Raw genomic sequence first — 18,226 nt, forward strand, 5'->3', positions numbered from 1 at the left:
GCTTTGGGTATAGAGGGCCATGAACCATAGCGACCACGAACCCGCCGACCTGCCGGAAAAGCCCGGCCTCCTGAAAAGCCTCGGACCGGGGCTGGTCACGGGTGCTGCGGACGACGATCCGAGCGGGATCGCCACCTATGCGCAGGTGGGCGCGCAATTCGGCTACGGTCTGTCCTGGGCGCTGGTCTTCTCGTTTCCGCTGATGGCGGCCATCCAGGCCGTCAGCGCCCAGATCGGCTGCGTGACCGGGGTGGGCATCGCCCAGAATCTCCGCCGCCATTATCCGAAAGCGTTGCTCCGGTCCGTGGTGCTGCTGCTGATCGTCGCGAATGTCTTCAATCTCGGGGCCGATCTCGGCGCCATGGGGGCGGCGCTGAAGCTGATCCTCGGCGGGCCGGCGCTCGTCTATACGGTGCTGTTCGGCCTGATCTGCGTGATTGCGGAAATCTTCATCCCCTATGACCGCTATGCCGGCTTTCTGAAATGGGCGACGCTGTCGCTGTTTTCCTATGTGGCGGTGGTCTTTGCAGTGAAGCTGCCGGTCGGCGAGGCGCTGTCCGGTGCGCTCATCCCGCGCCTGACCTTCGACCGCGACCACATGATGGCGCTGGTGGCGGTGCTTGGCACCACGATCAGCCCCTACCTGTTCTTCTGGCAGGCGGGACAGGAGGTGGAGGAGCTGCACCGGCGGCATGTGAAGCCGCTCTGCATCACGCCGAGAAGTGCCGGACCCGAGCTCGCCCGCATCCGTTTCGACACGATCACCGGCATGGGCGTCTCGAACCTGATCGCGCTTTTCATCGTCTTTTCCGCTGCCGCCACCATGCATGCGCATGGGGTGACCGACATCCGGACCTCGGCGGATGCCGCCGAGGCGCTGCGGCCGATCGCCGGCGATCTCGCTTTCGCCCTCTTTGCGCTCGGCATCGTCGCGACCGGCCTTCTCGCCGTGCCGGTTCTGGCGGGATCGACCGCCTATGCGGTCAGCGAGACCTTCGGCTGGGTGGAAGGACTGAACCGCCGCCCGCGCGAGGCGAAAGCCTTTTACGGGGTGATCGCGCTCGCCACCGCCGGCGGCGTGGCCATCAGCCTTTCGCCGATCGATCCCGTCAAGGCGCTCTACTGGAGCGCGGTCGTCAACGGCCTTCTCTCCGCCCCGCTGATGGCGGTGATGATGATGATCGCCACCAACCGCCGCGTCATGGGACGGTTGACACTGAAGCCGCCTCTCGCCGTTGCCGGCTGGCTGGCGACCGCCGCCATGGCGGCGGCCTCCGCGGCCTTCTTCGTGTTTTCCTGAGCGCGCGTCTCGCCCTAAAGCGTCAGCACGATCTTGCCGACGTGGTGGCCCTCTTCCATCATGCGATGGGCCTTCGCGACGTCCGCGAACGGCAGGACCGCATGAATGACCGGGGCAACCGTGCCGTTTTCGAGCAGCGGCCAGACCTCGTCGCGCAGCTCGTCTCGGATCGCCTGCTTTTCGGCCGCCGTGCGCGGGCGCATGGCCGAGCCGGTGATCGTCAGCCGCTTCAGCATGATGGGGGTCAGATCCATCTTTTCCACCACAGCACCGCCAAGGAAGGCGATGATGGAGAGGCAGCCATCCTTGCCGAGCGCCGCGATGTTCTTTTCGAAATAGGCGGCGCCGATCATGTCGAGGATCGCGTCCACGCCGCCCTTTTCCGTCTCGTTGCGGATGACGGCGGCGAAATCCTCCTCGCGGTAATTGATGGCACGCTTCGCGCCGAGCGTCACGCAGGCGGCGCATTTCTCGGCCGTGCCGGCGGTCGCGTAGACCTCCGCGCCGAAGGCCCGGGCAAGCTGGATCGCCGTGGTGCCGATGCCGGACGTGCCGCCATGGATGAGGACCGTTTCACCCTCCGTCAGCCCGGCCATCTGGAAGAGATTGGCCCAGACGGTGAAGAAGGTTTCCGGCAGCGCGGCCGCCTTGACCGCATCATAGCCCTTGGGAAAGGGGAGCGCCTGGGTGGCGGGGACGGCGCAATATTCCGCATAGCCGCCGCCATTGGCGAGCGCTGAGACCCGGTCACCGGGCCGGAAGCTTGCGACACCCTCTGCCACCGCGACCACTTCACCCGCCACTTCGAGCCCCATGATCGGGCTTGCATCCTTCGGCGGCGGATAGGCGCCCTTGCGCTGCAGCACATCCGGCCGGTTGATGCCCGCCGCCTCGACGCGGACAAGGATCTCGCCGGGCTTCAGGACCGGCAACGGCCCCCTCGCCATCCGCATCGCCTCCGGCCCACCGGGCGCATCGAGCGCAACATGGGTCATTTCCTGGGGAAGGGTCATGAAATCTGGCCTCCTCAAGCCTTGTCTGTTTTCCCGGAAAATTAGGGCGGACTTGGGCTTGTGGGCAAGGGCATGATTACGCGGCATAGGGACGCTGTGGGGGTGGGACACACCCGGAATTTCAAACACCTCACCGATCACGCAGCCTGAAAGGCCTCAGCTGGAAAGAAGAATACAGATTGTCCGGCGGGACACATTGTGCCAACGTGACGGAAAATGACCCAGCTGGAGAATCGCCGATGCTTGTCACGTTAAACGGCCGGTCCGAGTTTGCGACACTGCGCGAGCAGGCGGGGCTGACTGTGGAAGAAGCTGCAAGGATCACGCATACTTCGGTCAGGTCCGCTTACCGTCACGATAGTGGCGAGTGCGCTCCTCACCCTGCGGCAATCGCTATGCTACGACTGATGGCTGAAAGCAACAGGCCAAAACAGTCTCATCACAGCTTCACCTTTATAGATCTCTTTGCAGGTATCGGTGGGCTGCGCATAGGCTTCGAGAATATCGGCGGAAAATGTGTCTTCACAAGTGAATGGGACAAGTATTCCAACATTACGTACCGTAAAAATTTCCCTCATGAAGAAGGTCACGTTTTGGTAGGCGATATTCGCCCCTACACGGAAAGTGACGAAGCACTGGCAAGAATTCCCGCTCACGACGTGCTGCTGGCCGGTTTTCCATGCCAACCCTTTTCCATTGCAGGCGTATCAAAGAAAAATGCGCTCGGCCGTCCGCACGGGTTCCTGGACGAGACGCAAGGTACTCTCTTTTTCGATGTTGCGAAAATAATTCAGTATCACAAGCCGAAAGCGTTTCTGCTTGAGAACGTCAAGAACCTTCAGCGGCATGACAAGGGCCGGACATTCAGCACGATAATGAAGGTGCTTGAGGAACTGGGCTATCATGTTGACACGCGCGTCATAAGTGCAAAACCTTGGGTGCCGCAAGGTAGGGAAAGGATCTTTATCGTCGGTTTCAGCAGCAGGAGCAGCTTCACCTTTGACGACATCGTTTATCCTGATGTTCCACCGCCAACAATGAAATCAGTCCTGCTGAACGAAGTAGATGAGAAATATACACTGACACCAAAGCTTTGGCAGTATCTTCAGGACTATAAGGAAAAGCACAACGCTGCCGGAAATGGATTTGGGTACGGACTGGTCGGTCCCGAGGACGTTGCCCGTACGCTTTCGGCGCGGTATCACAAGGACGGGTCAGAAATCCTGGTTGACCAGGGCAAGGGAAAGCGCCCGCGGCGACTGACCCCGAAAGAATGCGCCCGCCTCATGGGCTTTGAGCGGGGCAATCGCGTCTGGGATATTCCGGTGTCGGACACGCAGGCCTATCGTCAGTTTGGCAACGCCGTTGTTGTGCCCGTTGTTGAGGCAATCGCGGAAGCGATGGCACCCCATATTCATGAGGCATTGTCGTCAGTACAGCGTCAACCTGTACAAAATGACTGATGTAGTGGCACCGGAGGTCAGGAGCCGGATGATGTCCGGTATCCGTTCGAAAGATACCCGTCCGGAGATGATAGTTCGCAGGGGCCTTCATGCTGCCGGCTTCCGATTTCGGTTACACAATCGCAGCATTCCCGGAACACCCGACATGGTGTTTCCCAAGTGGAAGGCTGTCATCTTTGTCCATGGCTGCTTCTGGCATGGGCACAATTGCCACATGTTCAAGTGGCCCTCCACAAGACGGGAATTCTGGGAGCTCAAAATCACGCGAAATCAAAAAAATGATTTCCTGAACACTAATAAACTTCTGGTTGAGGGCTGGAGAATCGGTATAGTTTGGGAATGTGCTTTGAGGGGCAAGAAACGTATGCCTACAGGGGAGGTTATCCTCGCCTTGGGCAAATGGCTAACCTCTGAAGCCCCATTCATCGAGCTTGGGAGCCCAACAAATGAGCCAGCGGAGCAATAACGACATAAACCTGGAACAGCTCAGGAGCATGATGATTGCTGCTGGTGTTCGGCGCTTGCTGATGAAAGAGCTTGCGCCAAACGACAATGCAAAAAATCAGCCCTATCTGTCCGGTAGCATGGATGTACTGAATATCATTCCCGCGGGAGAGGTTTACGTGGATGTTACCGACCGCGGCAACAGAATCATGAAAGCCCCGTTGAATCTTGTTTGGTTGCAGCCGGATGGAAGTACGGTTCCTGCGAGACACGCAAAACTCATTCTCTACCCACAGTATCCGGAAGTCAGATTCTCCGGCTTCCTGCGTGGCTCCAAAGGCCCTAACGAAATACTGACAACCCGTCTGCCAGGGCGCATCATGTTTTTCGGGATAACTGAAAACCGCAGAATTGTTGCCTGGGCCTGCTGGGGCGACAACGGCCTGGCGGAAGAGATAAGGCGCCTTGGCGAACTGGAATCTGAGGGCGTGTTCCGCCGAATTCCTTTAACCAGCTCCAGTGCCCGGGATAGTAGGGCCATCTTGCTGGATGAACTTCGCAGGATCCATCTCCTAGACTGGATTGCTGGCAAACGCAGGACCAAGAACGGCATTTCTTCGTACAACGCAAGAAACGGCTTGGGCTACACACTCGAAGCAGAACTTGGGGTTGCGAACAATGGAACAGCCGGCCCGGATTTTGAAGGGTGGGAAGTTAAATCCCTGCAAGTTACGAATTTCACGAAAATACCAGACTCCAAGAAAACAACGCTTCTCACACCCGAGCCGGATGGAGGGGTTTACAAACAGATTGGCCTTAAAGAATTCCTGTCGAAGTTTGGCTACGCCGACAGGAATGGTGTTGAGGACCGGATGAATTTCGGCGGAGATTTTCGCGTTGGAAGGCGTCATCACCTTACAGGTTTAACTGCAAGTCTTCATGGATTTGATGCCATCACCGGAAAAGTCACGGATGTGGATGGACAGCTGGTACTTGCAAGTGATGCCGGGGTGGAGGTTGCCACGTGGTCGTTTCCGAAGTTGCTGACCCACTGGAACGAAAAGCACTCAAAGGCGGTGTATGTTCCCGGAGAAATGCGTGAGACGAGTACCCGGGAATACCGGATAGGGCCAAACGTTCAGCTTTGCGAAGGTACGGACTTCAATCTGTTTCTCTCTGCGGTCGCAAAGGGTCTGGTTTTTATGGATCCTGGAATAAAGATGGAAATGTTCTCCTCAAGCCAGCCGAAGCCGAAGAAACGAAGCCAGTTCCGCATCAACTATCGAAACGTGCCAAACGTCTATCACTCGCTCACTCTCCATAAGTTGGTCTAAGCCTAGCGCCGCCCCCTCACCCCGCCGCCTGTAACGGCGCCTCATGCCCCGCATCGGCGCGGTCCACGGTGCCGAAGACGAGGCCGCGGGGGTGGCGTTTGGCGTCGCGCTTGAGCTCGGCAATGCGACGGCTGATATCGGCGAGGTCTGACAGAACCTGCCCTTCCGGCACTTCCAGCACCGCCACAGAGCAGCGCAGCAGCGGGAAGAGGCTCGGGCGGCCCATGCGGTCTTCCGCCTCGATGCCGCCGCGGGCGATGTCCTCGGGCCGGTAGAGCTGGCGGGCCTCCAGTGCAAAATCGGCGGTCAGGCGCGAGAGCGCCGCCTCCACCTGGGCGCGCGGCATGTCCACCGTGCCGATGAAGAAATCATCCCCGCCGATATGGCCGAGAAACACCTCCCCCGCCAGGAAATCGCGCCGCATCAGCGCGGCAAACAGGGTGATCGCCTTGTCGCCCCGCTCGAAGCCATAGACATCGTTGAAGGGTTTGAAATGGTCGAAATCGCCATAGCAGAAATAGCGCAGCCGCGCCGTATCGCGGGTGCGGGCAAGCAGATAGTCATGGATCGCCGTATTGCCCGGAAGGCCGGTCAACGGGTTCTGTTCGCGGGCATTCTTCAGCTGCTTCTCGTTGAACACGCGCACCATCGCCGCCGGCGAGACGATGCCGGCATAGCGCATGTTCTCCGTCAGGATCACGCAGTCATTGCCCTCCATGTTGGTGAAGATGGAGGCGAGCTGGTCCGTGTCCGTATCCGCGTCGAGCGCGAAGACAGGGGCGGATTCGACAAAGCGGCTGATCGAGCGGCGATAATGCGGATTGGACAGGAGATCGCGGCCGAAGGGCTGGTAGATATAGGCCTTCAGCGTGCGCTCCCGGATGATGCCGCGCGGCTCGCCATTGGCGTTCAGCACCGGAAAGAAGGTCTGCGCCGGATTGGTGCGGAAAAGCTCGAAGACCCGGTCCAGCCTGTCATGCTCGTGGATGGCGGGCAGCGCCTCCATCTGCCGGCGGATGAGGGCGAGATCGGTTGACGGACCGGCGCCCCCCGCCCCGTGGCCGATACGCGGCAGATGGGGAAAGGCCGTCTTCAGGCGGGACAGATCCACATCCGGCCGGGACAAATACCAGCCCTGCACCAGATCGGCGCCGAGCTCCCGGCAGGTGACGAATTCCGCCTCGGTTTCCACGCCCTCAGCAATCACCCGGATGCCCAGCGCATGGGCCATGTTGACCGTGTTCTTGAAGAGGTGCCGTTTGCGCGGGTTCTGGTCGATGCCGGAGACCATGTGGCGATCAATCTTCAGGTAATCCACCTGATAGTCGCAGAGCAGGTTCATCTCGCCATGACCGGCGCCGTAGTCGTCGAGCGCCAGCTTGAAGCCCGCCTGACGCAGCGTGCTGACCACGGCGGCGAACTCCGGAACGCTCGCATTGTCGAAGCGCTCGGACAGCTCGAAGCAGACCGAAGACGCGGGAATGCCGTGGCTATCCATGCAGGCGAGCAGCGCACCGGCAAATTCCTGTCCCCGCGGAATGAGACGGACATCGAGATTGAGAAACAGCGTGGCATCCCGGTGGTTCTCAACCGTCGCGAAACCCGACAGCGCCCGCTCCGCCATAAACCGCTCCACCTCCATGAGTTGCCCGTGAAGCTGGGCGTGATCGAGAAAGTCAACCGGCGAGGCAAAGCCCAGCCGCTCATGGCCGCGCAAAAGCGACTCGTAGCCGAAAACAGCACCCGTTCCGGCCTCGACGATCGGCTGGAAGGCATTCACGGCTATCAGCCTTACCAGTGTCACGAGATCACGGTCCACAAAGAGCCTGAGGAGATCGGGCGCTATGGTCATTCAATACTCCAGCCACATCCAGAATCGGAATATTTCCCGCGCATCTAATCGGACACATCTGAAGAAAGTATAGACTGAAAAGAACTTTTTTATGACATTTCAATGACATAGAATAAGACTTCTAGCGCCTTTACATCGCAGCATTGCCCGTGAACTATGTGCCATCCCAACATTATACTTGGTCGCATCGGAAGCAGGAGGATGCGTCAGACGGTCCCATTCCGAGGGGCTTCGCGCACCACAGGACATTTATATTTTATATTTCGAATTTTCCGATAAAATATCCCGGGCGAAGGCAAAGCAGCCGCGTCGAGCCAGCCGGCGTAGCCGGGCGAATGGGCGTCCCGGCGTGTCGCAGGACAAAGCCTGCCTTCGTAACCGGAGGTGAAACGATGCCGAGAAATTGGTATTCAATCACGCTTACGATACGCAAAACCCGCACGGGCTGGATTGTCTCCGTGCGGGTACAGAAGCGTAGTAAGTAAGAAAGTCAGTGGCGGGGTTGCAGCCCCGCCGCTGATCCGGGAATATAAGCCAATCCGGATGGATTGGCAAGGGATCAGCGGTCGCTGACCTGCCAGTTCGGGTTGATCCACGGCTCCTGGTTGGAGCGCGGCAGGGGCTGGCGGCCGAGAATGTGGTCGGAGGCCTTTTCGCCGGTCATGATCGAAGGGCCGTTGAGGTTGCCATAGGTCACATGCGGGAAGATGGAGCTGTCGGCGACGCGCAGGCCCTCGACGCCGATAACCCGGGTTTCCGGGTCGACAACGGCCATGGGATCGCTCACCGCCCCCATCTTGCAGGTGCCGCAGGGGTGATAGGCGCCTTCCAGATGCTCCCGCAGGAAGGCATCCAGTTCTTCGTCGGTCTGGGCATTGCGACCGGGCTGGATTTCCTCGCCGCGATAGGGATCGAAGGCCTTCTGGTTGAAGATCTCGCGGGTCACGCGGATCGCGTGGCGGAACTTCACCCAGTCGTCGGGGTCGCTCATGTAGTTGAAGCGCAGCACCGGATCGTCCTTGAAATCGGGCGAGCGCAGCGTCACCGAGCCACGCGACTTCGACATGTTATAGCCCACATGGGCCTGGAAGCCATGGCCGCCCGCCGCCGACTTTCCGTCATAGGAAATGGCGATCGGCAGGAAGTGATACTGGATATCCGGCCACTTGATGCCCGGTGCGGAGCGGATGAAGGCTGCCGCCTCGAACTGGTTGGAGGTGCCGAGGCCCTTCTTGAAGAACAGCCACTGCGCCCCCACGACGCCCATCCAGAACCAGTTGTTCTTGGCATGCAGCGTGATCGGCTTGGTGGAATGGAACTGGTGGTAATATTCCAGGTGGTCCTGCAGGTTCTGGCCAACGCCGGGGCGGTTGGCGACGACAGGAATACCCATCTTCTGCAGGTGCTCGGCCGGGCCGATGCCTGACAGAAGCAGGATCTTCGGGCTGTTGAAGGCGGAAGCCGCGACGATCACCTCGCGGTTGGCGCGGATAACCTCCCGCTGGCCGCCGATCTCCACCTCGACGCCAACGGCGCGGGTGCCTTCCATCACCACGCGCTTGGCGTAGCAGCGGATCAGGCGGCAGTTCGGGCGCTTCAGGGCCGGCTTCAGATAGGCATTGGCGGCGGACCAGCGGATGCCGTTGTGGCTCGTCTGCTCCATCAGCCCGAAGCCTTCCTGCTGCTGGCCGTTATAATCTTCCGTGACCGGGAAACCCGCCTGCCGGCCGGCCTCGATGAAGGCCTTGTAGAGCGGGTTCTTCACCTCGCCCCGGCGCACATGCAAGGGGCCATCCGTGCCGCGCCAGCCGTCCTGGCCGCCATGGGAATGTTCCATCCGCTTGAAATAGGGCAGCACATCCGCATAGGCCCAGCCGCGGGCGCCAAGTTCTTCCCAGCGGTTGAAGTCTTCCGCGTGCCCACGCACATAGACCATGCCGTTGATCGAGGAGGACCCGCCGATCACCTTGCCGCGCGGCGCGATCATCCGGCGATTGTTGAGGAAGGGCTCGGGCTCGGAGAGATAGCCCCAGTTATAACGGTTCATGTTCATCGGATAGGCGAGAGCCGCCGGCATCTGCACGAAGGGGCCCGCATCCGATCCGCCATATTCCAGCACGATTACCGAATGCCTGCCGTCTTCGGAAAGCCGCGAGGCCATGGCGGAGCCCGCCGAGCCCGACCCGATGATGACGAAATCTGCTTGTTGTGTCATGGCACGTTCCACTATATTAGTGATATCTGGATTGAAGGCGCTGTGGGGCGTTTTGTTCAGCTCTATGGACAACGACCCATCGATTATCGGCGATCAGAGCAAGGTCGTTCATGTCAGGGCGGTCGAAAACGAGGGCGGCATCCACGAGGAGCGAAGAGCCATGAGCGACGTTCAGCGCATCGAGATCGCGGGTAAAGTCTATGTTCTCCTCAGCGAGGAGGACTACGAAGACATGGTGGATACGATCGAGGCGCAGGCGATCATGGCGCGCATCGCGCCGGGCGAAGAGACATGGCCGATGGACCTCGTCGTCGAACTCCTGTCCACAGACAGCCGCATCCGCACCTACCGCACCTATCGCGGCATGAGCGTTTCCGAACTTGCGGAAGCCGCTAGCATTTCCCAGCCCTATCTTTCCGAGATCGAGAGCGGAAAGAAGACCGGCTCGGTCGACGTGCTGAAGCGCATCGCGACAGCCCTTCGGGTCGAGCTTGACGACATCGTCGTCTGAGGCAGATCGGGCGCAAGCGGGGGCGGTCAGGTGCGCCCTACACGCACCCGTTCCGAACCTGTTCGTTTCGAAACCCGCCCCCATCGTGCCCGTCCTCAATACGGCGAGGCGACCGGGCCCATGCCCACATAGACGGTCTTCAGTTCCGAATAGTGGTTGAGGGCAGCAGCGGAGTTTTCCCGGCCGAAGCCGGATTGCTTGGCACCGCCGAAGGGGATTTCGACCGGGCAGAGATTGTAGGCATTGATCCAGGTCGTACCGGCTTCCAGTTCGTCCACCACGCGGTGCGCGCGGGTGAGGTCTGCGGTGAAAACGCCGCCGGCGAGGCCGAATTCGGTGTCGTTGGCGCGGGCGATCACATCTGCCTCGTCCTCGAAATCGAGCACGCACATGACCGGCCCGAAGATTTCCTCCCGTGCAATCGTCATGTCGTCGGTGACATCGGCAAAGACGGTCGGCTGGATGTAGTACCCCTCGCCCGTCACATTGTTCGGAATGCCGCCGCCAGTGACCAGCGTTGCGCCTTCGGCCTTGCCCTTGGCGATGTAATCCAGAACCTTGCCGCGCTGGGCATGGCTGACCATCGGGCCCATCTGCGTGTCTTCGTTCATCGGATCGCCGATGACGATGGCTTCCGTGCGGGCCTTGAGCCGCTTCAAGAATTCGCCCTTGATGGCGGTATGCACGTAGACGCGGGTGCCGTTGGAGCAGACCTGTCCCGTGGAGTAGAAGTTGCCGAGCATGGCGCCGCCGATGGCGCTGTCGATATCCGCATCGTCGAAGACGATGATCGGCGACTTGCCGCCGAGTTCCATGGTGACGTGGCGCAGGCCCGCAGCGGCGGCCTCATAGACCTTGCGGCCGGTCGGCACGGAGCCGGTCAGCGACACCTTGGCGACATCGGGATGATTGACGAGCAGCGGGCCGGTCGTCCGGTCGCCCTGAATGACGTTGTAAAGGCCCTTCGGAAGGCCAGCCTCGATGAGGATTTCGGCGATCTTCAGCGCGCAAAGCGGCGTGTTTTCCGACGGCTTGAACACCATGGCATTGCCGCAGATGAGGGCCGGCGCGCCCTTCCAGCAGGCGATCTGGGTCGGATAGTTCCAGGCGCCGATGCCGACGCAAACGCCGAGCGGCACGCGCTTGGTATAGGCAAAATCGCCGCCGAGCGGGATATAGTCGCCATTGAGCGCGGACGCCGCGATGCCGCCGAAGAATTCGAAGCTGTCGGCCCCGGAGGTGGCGTCCGCCACCGTGGTTTCCTGGATCGGCTTACCCGTATCCAGCGTCTCGAGTTCCGAGAGTTCGCGGTTGCGCTCGCGGATGATCTCGGCGGCGCGGCGCAGAATGCGGCCACGGGCGGTGGGGCTTACCTTCGCCCATTCCTTCTGCGCGGCCTTGGCGGACGCAATTGCCCGTTCGACAATCGCGGGTGTTGCCGCATGCAGCTTCGCGATCACCTCGCCGGTGGCGGGGTAGACGCAATCGAAGGCCGCACCGGCGGTGTCTTCCACATATTCGCCATCGATGAAATGGCTGGCTTTCGGTTGTGCGCGCATCATTCACCCCTCGGGTAACGCTTGGATTCTTCGAGAATGTTCAGGTCCATGTGGTTGCGCATGTAGCGCTCGGAGGCCTTTTGCAGCGGCTGGTGATCCCACGGATAGTAGGCCCCGTTGCGCAGCGCCTCGTAGACCACCCAGCGCCGCGCCTGGCTTTCGCGCACGGCGGCATCGAATTCCGCCATGTTCCAGCGGGCCTTGCGCTTGGCGCGGAAGCCTTCCAGCACGTCGGCATGGGCGGGATCGGTGGCGAGGTTCTTCAGCTCGAAGGGATCGGTGTCCAGATCGAAGAGCTGTTCCGGATCGAGCTCGCAATGGATGTATTTCCACTTGCCCTCGCGGATGCCGACGAGCGGCGCGTAAGAGGCTTCCGCCGCATATTCCATCAGCACCGGTGCGGTGCGCGGCTTGCCGTTGATGACCGGCACCAGGCTTTCGCCATCCGTCCAGGGCATGATCTCGTCCATGGAGATCCCGGCAAGATCGCAGAGCGTCGGGGTCACGTCGAGGTTCGACACGGGCGCGAGATGCGTGCCGGCGATGACGCCCGGGCCTGCGATCATCAGCGGCACGCGGGCGGAGCCCTCGAAGAAGTTCATCTTGAACCAGAGACCGCGCTCGCCCAGCATGTCGCCATGGTCGGAGCAGAAGAAGATCAGCGTGTTGTCGAGCATGCGGGTGCGCGTCAGCGTATCGACCAATTCGCCCACCTTCTCGTCCAGATAGGAGATATTGGCGAAATAGGCCTGCCGCGAGCGGCGGATGTCCGTCTCGGTGACGTTGAAGTTCTCGTAATCGCAGGAATGGATGATGCGCTTGGAATGGGGGTCCTGCTCGCTCTCCGGCAGCGTGCCGACTTCGGGCAGGAGATGCGGGCAATTCTCGTAGAGATCCCAGAATTTCTTGCGCGCCACGTAGGGGTCGTGCGGGTGCGTGAAGGAGACGGTCACGCACCAGGGGCGGCGGGCCTGATCGTCGTTTTCGCGGGAGAGCTGGTAGAGCTTCTGATTGGCGAGGAAGGCGACCTCGTCGTCATACTCCATCTGGTTGGTGATTTCGGCGACGCCGGCACCCGTCACCGAACCGAGATTGTGATACCACCAGTCGATCCGCTCGCCGGGCTTGCGGTAATCGGGCGTCCAGCCGAAATCGGCGGGGTAGATATCGGTCGTCAGGCGTTCCTCGAAGCCATGCAGCTGGTCCGGCCCGACGAAATGCATCTTGCCCGACAGCGCCGTGTAATAGCCGGCGCGGCGCAGGTGATGGGCGAAGGTGGGGATGGAGGAGACATATTCCGCCGCATTGTCATAGACGCGGGTTCGGCTCGGCAACTGGCCGGCCATGAAGGAGGCGCGCGCCGGCGCACAGAGCGGCGAAGACGTGTAGTTGTTGACGAAACGGGCGGAGCGGGCGGCCAGCGCCTTCATGTGCGGCGCATGCAGGAAATCCGCCGGACCATCGGGAAAGAACTTCCCGTTCAGCTGGTCCACCATGATGATGAGGATATTGGGTCTTGCGGTCATGCCGGGTGTTCCCTTGATTCTTATCGGCGTGAAAGTTGGGAGGAGAGGTAATCTTCGGTGAGCGCCACGCAGGCCTCGATCCCCAGCCGCCCTGCCCTCAGGCCCTGGCGGATGTAGAGACCGTCGATCATCGCGGCGGTGCCCTCGGCAATGCGGCTGGCATCGTCGGGCGAAACGAGCGCCTTCAGGGCATCGACCAGATTGGAATGCAGCCGGCGGGCATAGATGGTGAGCAAGCGCCGGGTTTCCTCCGAGCGCTGGGCCTCCACATAGAAGGCAAGCCAGGCGGCAATGGTTTCCGGCGTGAACTGGCTGGCATTGAAACTCACGCCGATCACGGCCGAGAGCCGCTCGCGCGGGGTCGCAGCCTTGCGGAGCGCGAGCGCCACATCTTCATGCAGCTGGCGCAGCAGGAAGCGCATGGTCTCCAGCAGAAGCTGCTCCTTGCTGCCGAAATAATGATGGGCCAGGGCCGGAGACACGCCGGCCTCGCGCGCAATCTCGGACATGGTGACGGCAAGCGAGCCATGATCGCCGATCGCTTTCAGCGCGGCATCCACCAGCGCCTTGCGGCGTATGGGCTCCATTCCGATTTTCGGCATCGGTCGATCCTTCTTGATGGAAGCCAGATTATTTTTAATTGATCCATCAATCAACAAAAAATCGCGACCGAAACCGTACCGTCCACGACCATGGCTGACGGGGTCTCGATTGGCTCTTGAAGCGCACGGCATTCCGCACCGGACCGGACGATCGCCCCTCCAATATCGAAAAGGTGTCGTAAAATAATGCTCCCATGACTACAGCATGGTTTTTAAATATAACTATAAATTTACAAGATATAATCTGTCAGAACGTAAAATATTGACCGTCTTTTATACAGTCGTATTCTGCCACTTATTCATGAGGTTCGAATCATGCCATCACTTGTTATCGAAATTTCAGAAAGAGCCGCAGGCCGGCTCGAGCAGCTTTGCGCGAAGAGCAACCAGTCTCATCACAGCATCGCCGAGAGGGCCATCGAATTTTTCGTGGATACGGAAGAGTGGCAATTGTCGGACATCGAGGCGGGTTTGATCGATGCGCGGCAGGGGCATCTCGTATCGGAAGAACATGCGGGTCAAGTCTTCAACCAACTCCTGTCCTGAGGTGAACCATGTCCCGGGTGCGATGGACTGACAAGGCGATAAGCCGGCTGAAATTCATCAGTCATTTCAAATCGAGAAAAGACCCGGCAGCGGCGCGGGCGATGATCACCCGTGTCCGCTATGCGGCGCTGGTGCTGGCGGAGCAACCGGAAATGGGGCGCCTTGGACGCGTATCCGGTACACGCGAGCTTCACTTTTCCGACCTTCCGCTCAGCCTCGCCTACCGCGTGACCGAGTGGGGTATCGACATTCTCACCGTGGTGCCCACGGAGAGGCGCTGGCCCCTTCAATTCTAAGGGACACTCACGGCAGCTGTTCCCGATCCGAACACTTCCCTTGCAAAACAGGCAGGCCTAATATAGAACCGAAGCGACAACGGGAGCTCGAACTCCGCTTGTCCTTTTTGCTTCTACTCGTTCTCGAATGTGATCCGCACGGTCAATGACCAGGTCGTGCGGGTCTTTCGAACGGTAAAGCTGATCGAAACGGAAACTTCCGCATATCTCTCACTCCGGCAAAAGCGCAAGGCGGTGGCTTGCCCCACTCCGCAACGCCCATTCGTGCGGATGCGGGGCTGGTCTCCCCGCGGCTGCTTTAGCGCTTTCACCGCATTAATATCAAATTTTCCTGATGTATAAAATGAAACGACCGGGAGCGTCTTGCGAAGACGTGGGTGCTAATATATAACCGAAGTGACAACGGGAGCGGGAACTCCCGTTGTCCTTTGCTTTAGTTTTGTTCGAAGTAGATCCGCACGGTCAATGACCAGGTCGTGCGGGTCTTTCGAACGGTAAAGCTGATCGAAAACGGAAACTTCCGCATATCTCTCACTCCGGCAAAAGCACAAGGCGGTGGCTTGCCCCACTCCGCAACGCCCATTCGTGCGGATACGGGGCTGGTCTCCCCGTTGCTGCTTTAGCGCTTCCACCGCATGAATATCAAATTTGCCTGATGTATAAAATGAAACAACCGGGAGCGTCTTGCGAAGACGTGGATGCTAATATATAACCGAAGTGACAACGGGAGCGCGAACTCCCGTTGTCCTTTGCATTTACTCTGTTTCGAAGCTGATCCGCACGGTCAACGACCAGGTCGTGCGGGTCTTTCGAACGGTAAAGCTGATCGAAAACGGAAACTTCCGCATATCTCTCACTCCGGCAAAAGCGCAAGGCGGTGGCTTGCCCCACTCCGCAACGCCCATTCGTGCGGATGCGGGGCTGGTCTCCCCGCGGCTGCTTCAGCGCTTTCACCGCATTAATATCAAATTTTCCTGATGTATAAAATGAAACGACCGGCGCGTGCGCGTTCCGGCGTCAACTGGCCGTTTCGCCCGGAGCGGCTTCCGCAACTGCCGTATCGGCCATCTGGATGCCGTCCGCGATGGTGGACGAGAAGAGCACGGCGCGTTCGGCCTCTGCCACCTGATGAAAGACATGGCGGATTTCGCAGGACAGTTCGCCATCGCAGTCGTCGCAGCGACGATAGGCGGTAATCGACAGGCAGGGCAGCGGCGCCAGCGGGCCGTCGATGATGCGCAGAACCTCACCGAAGGTGATTTCGGCGGCGGGGCGGTGCAGGAGATATCCCCCCTGCTTGCCGCGCAGGCTTCGCACGATGCCCTCCCGCTTCAGGTCCAGCAGGATCTGTTCCAGAAACTTCTTCGGAATGTTCTGCGCCGCCGCGATCTCCGAAATCTGCAAAGGTCTGCCTTCGTCGCCGCGGGCGAGCGCAGACAGGGCACGCAATGCATATTTTGCCTTCTGGGAGATCATCTCGACGCCAATACCGACAGCAATATCCATATTCAGGAACGGCAAAGGCACTATCGCATCGAAACAGAAATTACAACGCATCATCATTCGGATAGAGGCGGTGCCGCCGTGGCTGATGCCATATAGTCTACTAATTTTATAGATTTTTCCAGTGGAAACGGCGGCTCTCCCGTTTCGCCGCAGTGCGAAAGACAGGTGAGATTTGCTCACCCCCTCCCGATATTTGCAAAGCCATTTCCTGCCTTCGGGCGGCAGCCCTGCGATAATGCATGCCATATCGTCGAGTGCAGGAAATTCATCCCATGCCCCATGCTTTTGCCGCCACGCCCGCCTTTGCCGAAGCGCTTGATCGCGCCTTTGCGTCGCTTTCCCTGGAAGAGCGGCTGTCGCATGTGGCGGAGCTTTCGGCCCGCGCCGTCTTCACCACGTCGCTCGGGATCGAAGATCAGGTCATCACGGCCGCGATCGGTCTGAACCGGCTGGACATTACCGTCTCCACATTGGAGACCGGTCGCCTGTTCAAGGAGACGGTGGATCTGATCTCGGAAACCGAAGCCCGCTTCGGCATGACGATCACTCTGTTCCGGCCGGAACAGGCGGATGTCGACGCCTATGCGGCGCAGTATGGAATGAACGGTTTTTACGAGAGCGTCGAGGCGCGTCATGCCTGTTGCGGCGTGCGGAAGCTGAAGCCGCTGGCCCGGGCGCTCGAAGGCGCCGATATCTGGATCACCGGCCTGCGCCGTGGCCAGTCGGGCAACCGCGCCACCACGCCCTTTGCCGAATATGATGCGGAGCGCAACCTCATCAAGGTGAACCCGCTGGCGGATTGGTCCATCGAGGACATCAATGCCTATGTGGAGGCGCAGGCCGTGCCGGTCAATCCGCTGCACAAGCGCGGTTTCCCGTCCATCGGCTGCGAGCCCTGCACCCGCGCGATCAAGCCCGGCGAACCGGAGCGAGCCGGCCGCTGGTGGTGGGAGCAGGACGAGAAGCGCGAATGCGGCCTGCATGTGGCCGAAGCCGCCGCTTCGAGCCTGCCCGAACCCGCCTGATCCATCCGAACACCTTTCCCTTTCAGAGCCGGTGCAATCCTCCCGAGACACCGGCCTGACGCAGTTACTGGAGCCAAGCAATGCCCGATACCAGACCGGACGTCGAACTGAAGAATCCGGTTCCGACCAAGCCGCCGCTCGATCCGCACCTGAAGGCGCTGGAAAACGAAGCGATCCATATCTTCCGCGAAGTCGCCGCCGAATTCGAACGTCCGGTGATGCTCTATTCGATCGGCAAGGATTCCTCCGTGCTGCTGCATCTGGCGCGCAAGGCCTTCTTCCCCGGCCGCGTGCCCTTCCCGCTTCTGCATGTGAATACCGGCTGGAAGTTTCCGGAGATGATCGCGTTTCGCGACGAGATCGCCAAGCGCTACGATCTCGACCTGATCGAGCACAAGAACCCGCGCGGCGATGCGGAGAACATCACGCCCTTTACCCATGGTTCGGCGCTCTATACCGACATCATGAAGACGGAAGCGTTGCGGCAGGCGCTGGATGCCGGCCAGTATGATGCGGCCTTCGGCGGTGCGCGCCGCGACGAGGAAGCCTCCCGTGCCAAGGAGCGCATCTATTCCTTCCGCACGCCGGACCACAAGTGGGACCCGCGCAACCAGCGCCCCGAGCTCTGGAGCATCTATAACGGCATGGTCCGCAAGGGCGAGAGCGTGCGCGCCTTCCCGCTCTCCAACTGGACCGAAGTGGATATCTGGCGCTACATCCAGGCGGAAGACATTCCGCTGGTGCCGCTCTACTACGCCAAGAAGCGCAAGTTCGTCGAACGGGACGGCATGATGCTCTGGGCGGAAGATCCACGCTTCGAGGCGCTGCCCGGCGAGAACATTCAGGAAGGCCATATCCGTTTCCGCACGCTCGGCTGCTGGCCGCTGACGGGCGCCATACGCTCCACCGCCTCCAACCTGGAAGAGGTGATTGCCGAGCTCGAAATCGCCACCGTCTCCGAACGTCAGGGCCGCGCGATCGACCGCGATCAGGCCGGCTCCATGGAAAAGAAAAAACGCGAAGGGTACTTCTGA

16 protein-coding genes are annotated in these 18,226 nt (G+C 60.2%); 9 read left to right on the top strand and 7 right to left on the bottom strand.

The genetic code is table 11. The features are described from left to right. Positions 1-19: 19 nt before the first annotated feature. Complete coding sequence (locus ACT54B_RS17540; RefSeq protein ID WP_476046703.1) at positions 20-1,300, top strand: NRAMP family divalent metal transporter; 1,281 nt, start codon at positions 20-22, stop codon at positions 1,298-1,300. Between the two features lie 14 nt (positions 1,301-1,314). Here the strand turns inward: ACT54B_RS17540 and ACT54B_RS17545 are convergent, their stop codons facing one another. Further along, positions 1,315-2,313 (bottom strand): NAD(P)H-quinone oxidoreductase, encoded by a 999-nt coding sequence (locus ACT54B_RS17545; protein ID WP_476046705.1) that lies wholly within the window; start codon positions 2,311-2,313, stop codon positions 1,315-1,317. Between the two features lie 239 nt (positions 2,314-2,552). Here ACT54B_RS17545 and dcm point away from each other — a divergent pair, with 239 nt between their 5' ends. Genes dcm through ACT54B_RS17560 form a run of 3 tightly spaced genes read left to right on the top strand, consistent with a single transcriptional unit; the run spans position 2,553 to position 5,554 of the window. Next, complete coding sequence (dcm, locus tag ACT54B_RS17550) at positions 2,553-3,776, top strand: DNA (cytosine-5-)-methyltransferase (RefSeq protein ID WP_476046707.1); 1,224 nt, start codon at positions 2,553-2,555, stop codon at positions 3,774-3,776. A gap of 31 nt (positions 3,777-3,807) precedes the next feature. Continuing rightward, on the top strand, positions 3,808-4,242 hold the full coding sequence (locus ACT54B_RS17555; protein ID WP_476046708.1) for a very short patch repair endonuclease: 435 nt from the start codon (positions 3,808-3,810) through the stop codon (positions 4,240-4,242). Then, positions 4,223-5,554 (top strand): MvaI/BcnI family restriction endonuclease, encoded by a 1,332-nt coding sequence (locus ACT54B_RS17560; protein WP_476046710.1) that lies wholly within the window; start codon positions 4,223-4,225, stop codon positions 5,552-5,554. Before ACT54B_RS17555 ends, ACT54B_RS17560 begins: the two co-directional genes overlap by 20 nt. A gap of 16 nt (positions 5,555-5,570) precedes the next feature. Here the strand turns inward: ACT54B_RS17560 and ACT54B_RS17565 are convergent, their stop codons facing one another. Continuing rightward, positions 5,571-7,406, bottom strand: a complete 1,836-nt coding sequence (locus tag ACT54B_RS17565; RefSeq protein WP_476046712.1) for a GGDEF domain-containing protein — start codon at positions 7,404-7,406, stop codon at positions 5,571-5,573. A gap of 559 nt (positions 7,407-7,965) precedes the next feature. Further along, on the bottom strand, positions 7,966-9,621 hold the full coding sequence (betA, locus tag ACT54B_RS17570; protein ID WP_476046713.1) for a choline dehydrogenase: 1,656 nt from the start codon (positions 9,619-9,621) through the stop codon (positions 7,966-7,968). A 160-nt stretch (positions 9,622-9,781) separates the two neighbouring features. Here betA and ACT54B_RS17575 point away from each other — a divergent pair, with 160 nt between their 5' ends. Then, positions 9,782-10,132, top strand: a complete 351-nt coding sequence (locus tag ACT54B_RS17575) for a helix-turn-helix domain-containing protein (RefSeq protein ID WP_476046715.1) — start codon at positions 9,782-9,784, stop codon at positions 10,130-10,132. A gap of 95 nt (positions 10,133-10,227) precedes the next feature. Here ACT54B_RS17575 and betB read toward each other — a convergent pair whose 3' ends face one another. The 3 genes from betB to betI are packed head-to-tail and all read right to left on the bottom strand — an operon-like array spanning position 10,228 to position 13,819. After that, positions 10,228-11,691 carry a betaine-aldehyde dehydrogenase gene (betB, locus tag ACT54B_RS17580; protein ID WP_476046895.1) on the bottom strand — a complete coding sequence of 488 codons (1,464 nt, stop codon included), beginning with the start codon at positions 11,689-11,691 and terminating at the stop codon, positions 10,228-10,230. Continuing rightward, complete coding sequence (gene betC, locus ACT54B_RS17585) at positions 11,691-13,217, bottom strand: choline-sulfatase (RefSeq protein ID WP_476046716.1); 1,527 nt, start codon at positions 13,215-13,217, stop codon at positions 11,691-11,693. Before betC ends, betB begins: the two co-directional genes overlap by 1 nt. A 20-nt stretch (positions 13,218-13,237) precedes the next feature. Continuing rightward, positions 13,238-13,819 (bottom strand): transcriptional regulator BetI, encoded by a 582-nt coding sequence (gene betI / locus ACT54B_RS17590; protein WP_476046718.1) that lies wholly within the window; start codon positions 13,817-13,819, stop codon positions 13,238-13,240. A 315-nt stretch (positions 13,820-14,134) separates the two neighbouring features. Here betI and ACT54B_RS17595 point away from each other — a divergent pair, with 315 nt between their 5' ends. Then, positions 14,135-14,365 carry a CopG family ribbon-helix-helix protein gene (locus tag ACT54B_RS17595; RefSeq protein WP_476046720.1) on the top strand — a complete coding sequence of 77 codons (231 nt, stop codon included), beginning with the start codon at positions 14,135-14,137 and terminating at the stop codon, positions 14,363-14,365. Between the two features lie 8 nt (positions 14,366-14,373). Then, on the top strand, positions 14,374-14,661 hold the full coding sequence (locus tag ACT54B_RS17600) for a type II toxin-antitoxin system RelE/ParE family toxin (protein WP_476046722.1): 288 nt from the start codon (positions 14,374-14,376) through the stop codon (positions 14,659-14,661). Between the two features lie 1,017 nt (positions 14,662-15,678). On the opposite strand, the gene ACT54B_RS17605 is transcribed toward ACT54B_RS17600, so the two are convergent. Further along, entirely contained in the window at positions 15,679-16,137 is a 459-nt protein-coding gene (locus ACT54B_RS17605; protein ID WP_476046897.1) for an RrF2 family transcriptional regulator, read from the bottom strand. Positions 16,138-16,439: 302 nt separating this feature from the next. Here ACT54B_RS17605 and ACT54B_RS17610 point away from each other — a divergent pair, with 302 nt between their 5' ends. Both ACT54B_RS17610 and cysD read left to right on the top strand, forming a co-directional pair. Beyond that, positions 16,440-17,192 carry a phosphoadenylyl-sulfate reductase gene (locus ACT54B_RS17610; protein ID WP_476046724.1) on the top strand — a complete coding sequence of 251 codons (753 nt, stop codon included), beginning with the start codon at positions 16,440-16,442 and terminating at the stop codon, positions 17,190-17,192. Positions 17,193-17,272: 80 nt separating this feature from the next. Further along, positions 17,273-18,226, top strand: coding sequence for a sulfate adenylyltransferase subunit CysD (gene cysD, locus ACT54B_RS17615; protein ID WP_476046725.1), 954 nt, complete (start codon positions 17,273-17,275; stop codon positions 18,224-18,226).

The organism is Gellertiella sp. DMC107 (assembly GCF_056313605.1).

Coding starts and splice junctions, on each gene's coding strand:
- ACT54B_RS17540 (WP_476046703.1), top strand. CDS start 20: ATGAACCATAGCGACCACGAACCCGCCGACCTGCCGGAAAAGCCCGGC.
- ACT54B_RS17555 (WP_476046708.1), top strand. CDS start 3,808: ATGTCCGGTATCCGTTCGAAAGATACCCGTCCGGAGATGATAGTTCGC.
- betI (WP_476046718.1), bottom strand. CDS start 13,819: ATGCCGAAAATCGGAATGGAGCCCATACGCCGCAAGGCGCTGGTGGAT.
- ACT54B_RS17600 (WP_476046722.1), top strand. CDS start 14,374: ATGTCCCGGGTGCGATGGACTGACAAGGCGATAAGCCGGCTGAAATTC.
- ACT54B_RS17605 (WP_476046897.1), bottom strand. CDS start 16,137: ATGATCTCCCAGAAGGCAAAATATGCATTGCGTGCCCTGTCTGCGCTC.
- ACT54B_RS17610 (WP_476046724.1), top strand. CDS start 16,440: ATGCCCCATGCTTTTGCCGCCACGCCCGCCTTTGCCGAAGCGCTTGAT.
- ACT54B_RS17575 (WP_476046715.1), top strand. CDS start 9,782: ATGAGCGACGTTCAGCGCATCGAGATCGCGGGTAAAGTCTATGTTCTC.
- betB (WP_476046895.1), bottom strand. CDS start 11,691: ATGCGCGCACAACCGAAAGCCAGCCATTTCATCGATGGCGAATATGTG.
- betC (WP_476046716.1), bottom strand. CDS start 13,217: ATGACCGCAAGACCCAATATCCTCATCATCATGGTGGACCAGCTGAAC.
- betA (WP_476046713.1), bottom strand. CDS start 9,621: ATGACACAACAAGCAGATTTCGTCATCATCGGGTCGGGCTCGGCGGGC.
- cysD (WP_476046725.1), top strand. CDS start 17,273: ATGCCCGATACCAGACCGGACGTCGAACTGAAGAATCCGGTTCCGACC.
- ACT54B_RS17595 (WP_476046720.1), top strand. CDS start 14,135: ATGCCATCACTTGTTATCGAAATTTCAGAAAGAGCCGCAGGCCGGCTC.
- ACT54B_RS17560 (WP_476046710.1), top strand. CDS start 4,223: ATGAGCCAGCGGAGCAATAACGACATAAACCTGGAACAGCTCAGGAGC.
- ACT54B_RS17545 (WP_476046705.1), bottom strand. CDS start 2,313: ATGACCCTTCCCCAGGAAATGACCCATGTTGCGCTCGATGCGCCCGGT.
- ACT54B_RS17565 (WP_476046712.1), bottom strand. CDS start 7,406: ATGACCATAGCGCCCGATCTCCTCAGGCTCTTTGTGGACCGTGATCTC.
- dcm (WP_476046707.1), top strand. CDS start 2,553: ATGCTTGTCACGTTAAACGGCCGGTCCGAGTTTGCGACACTGCGCGAG.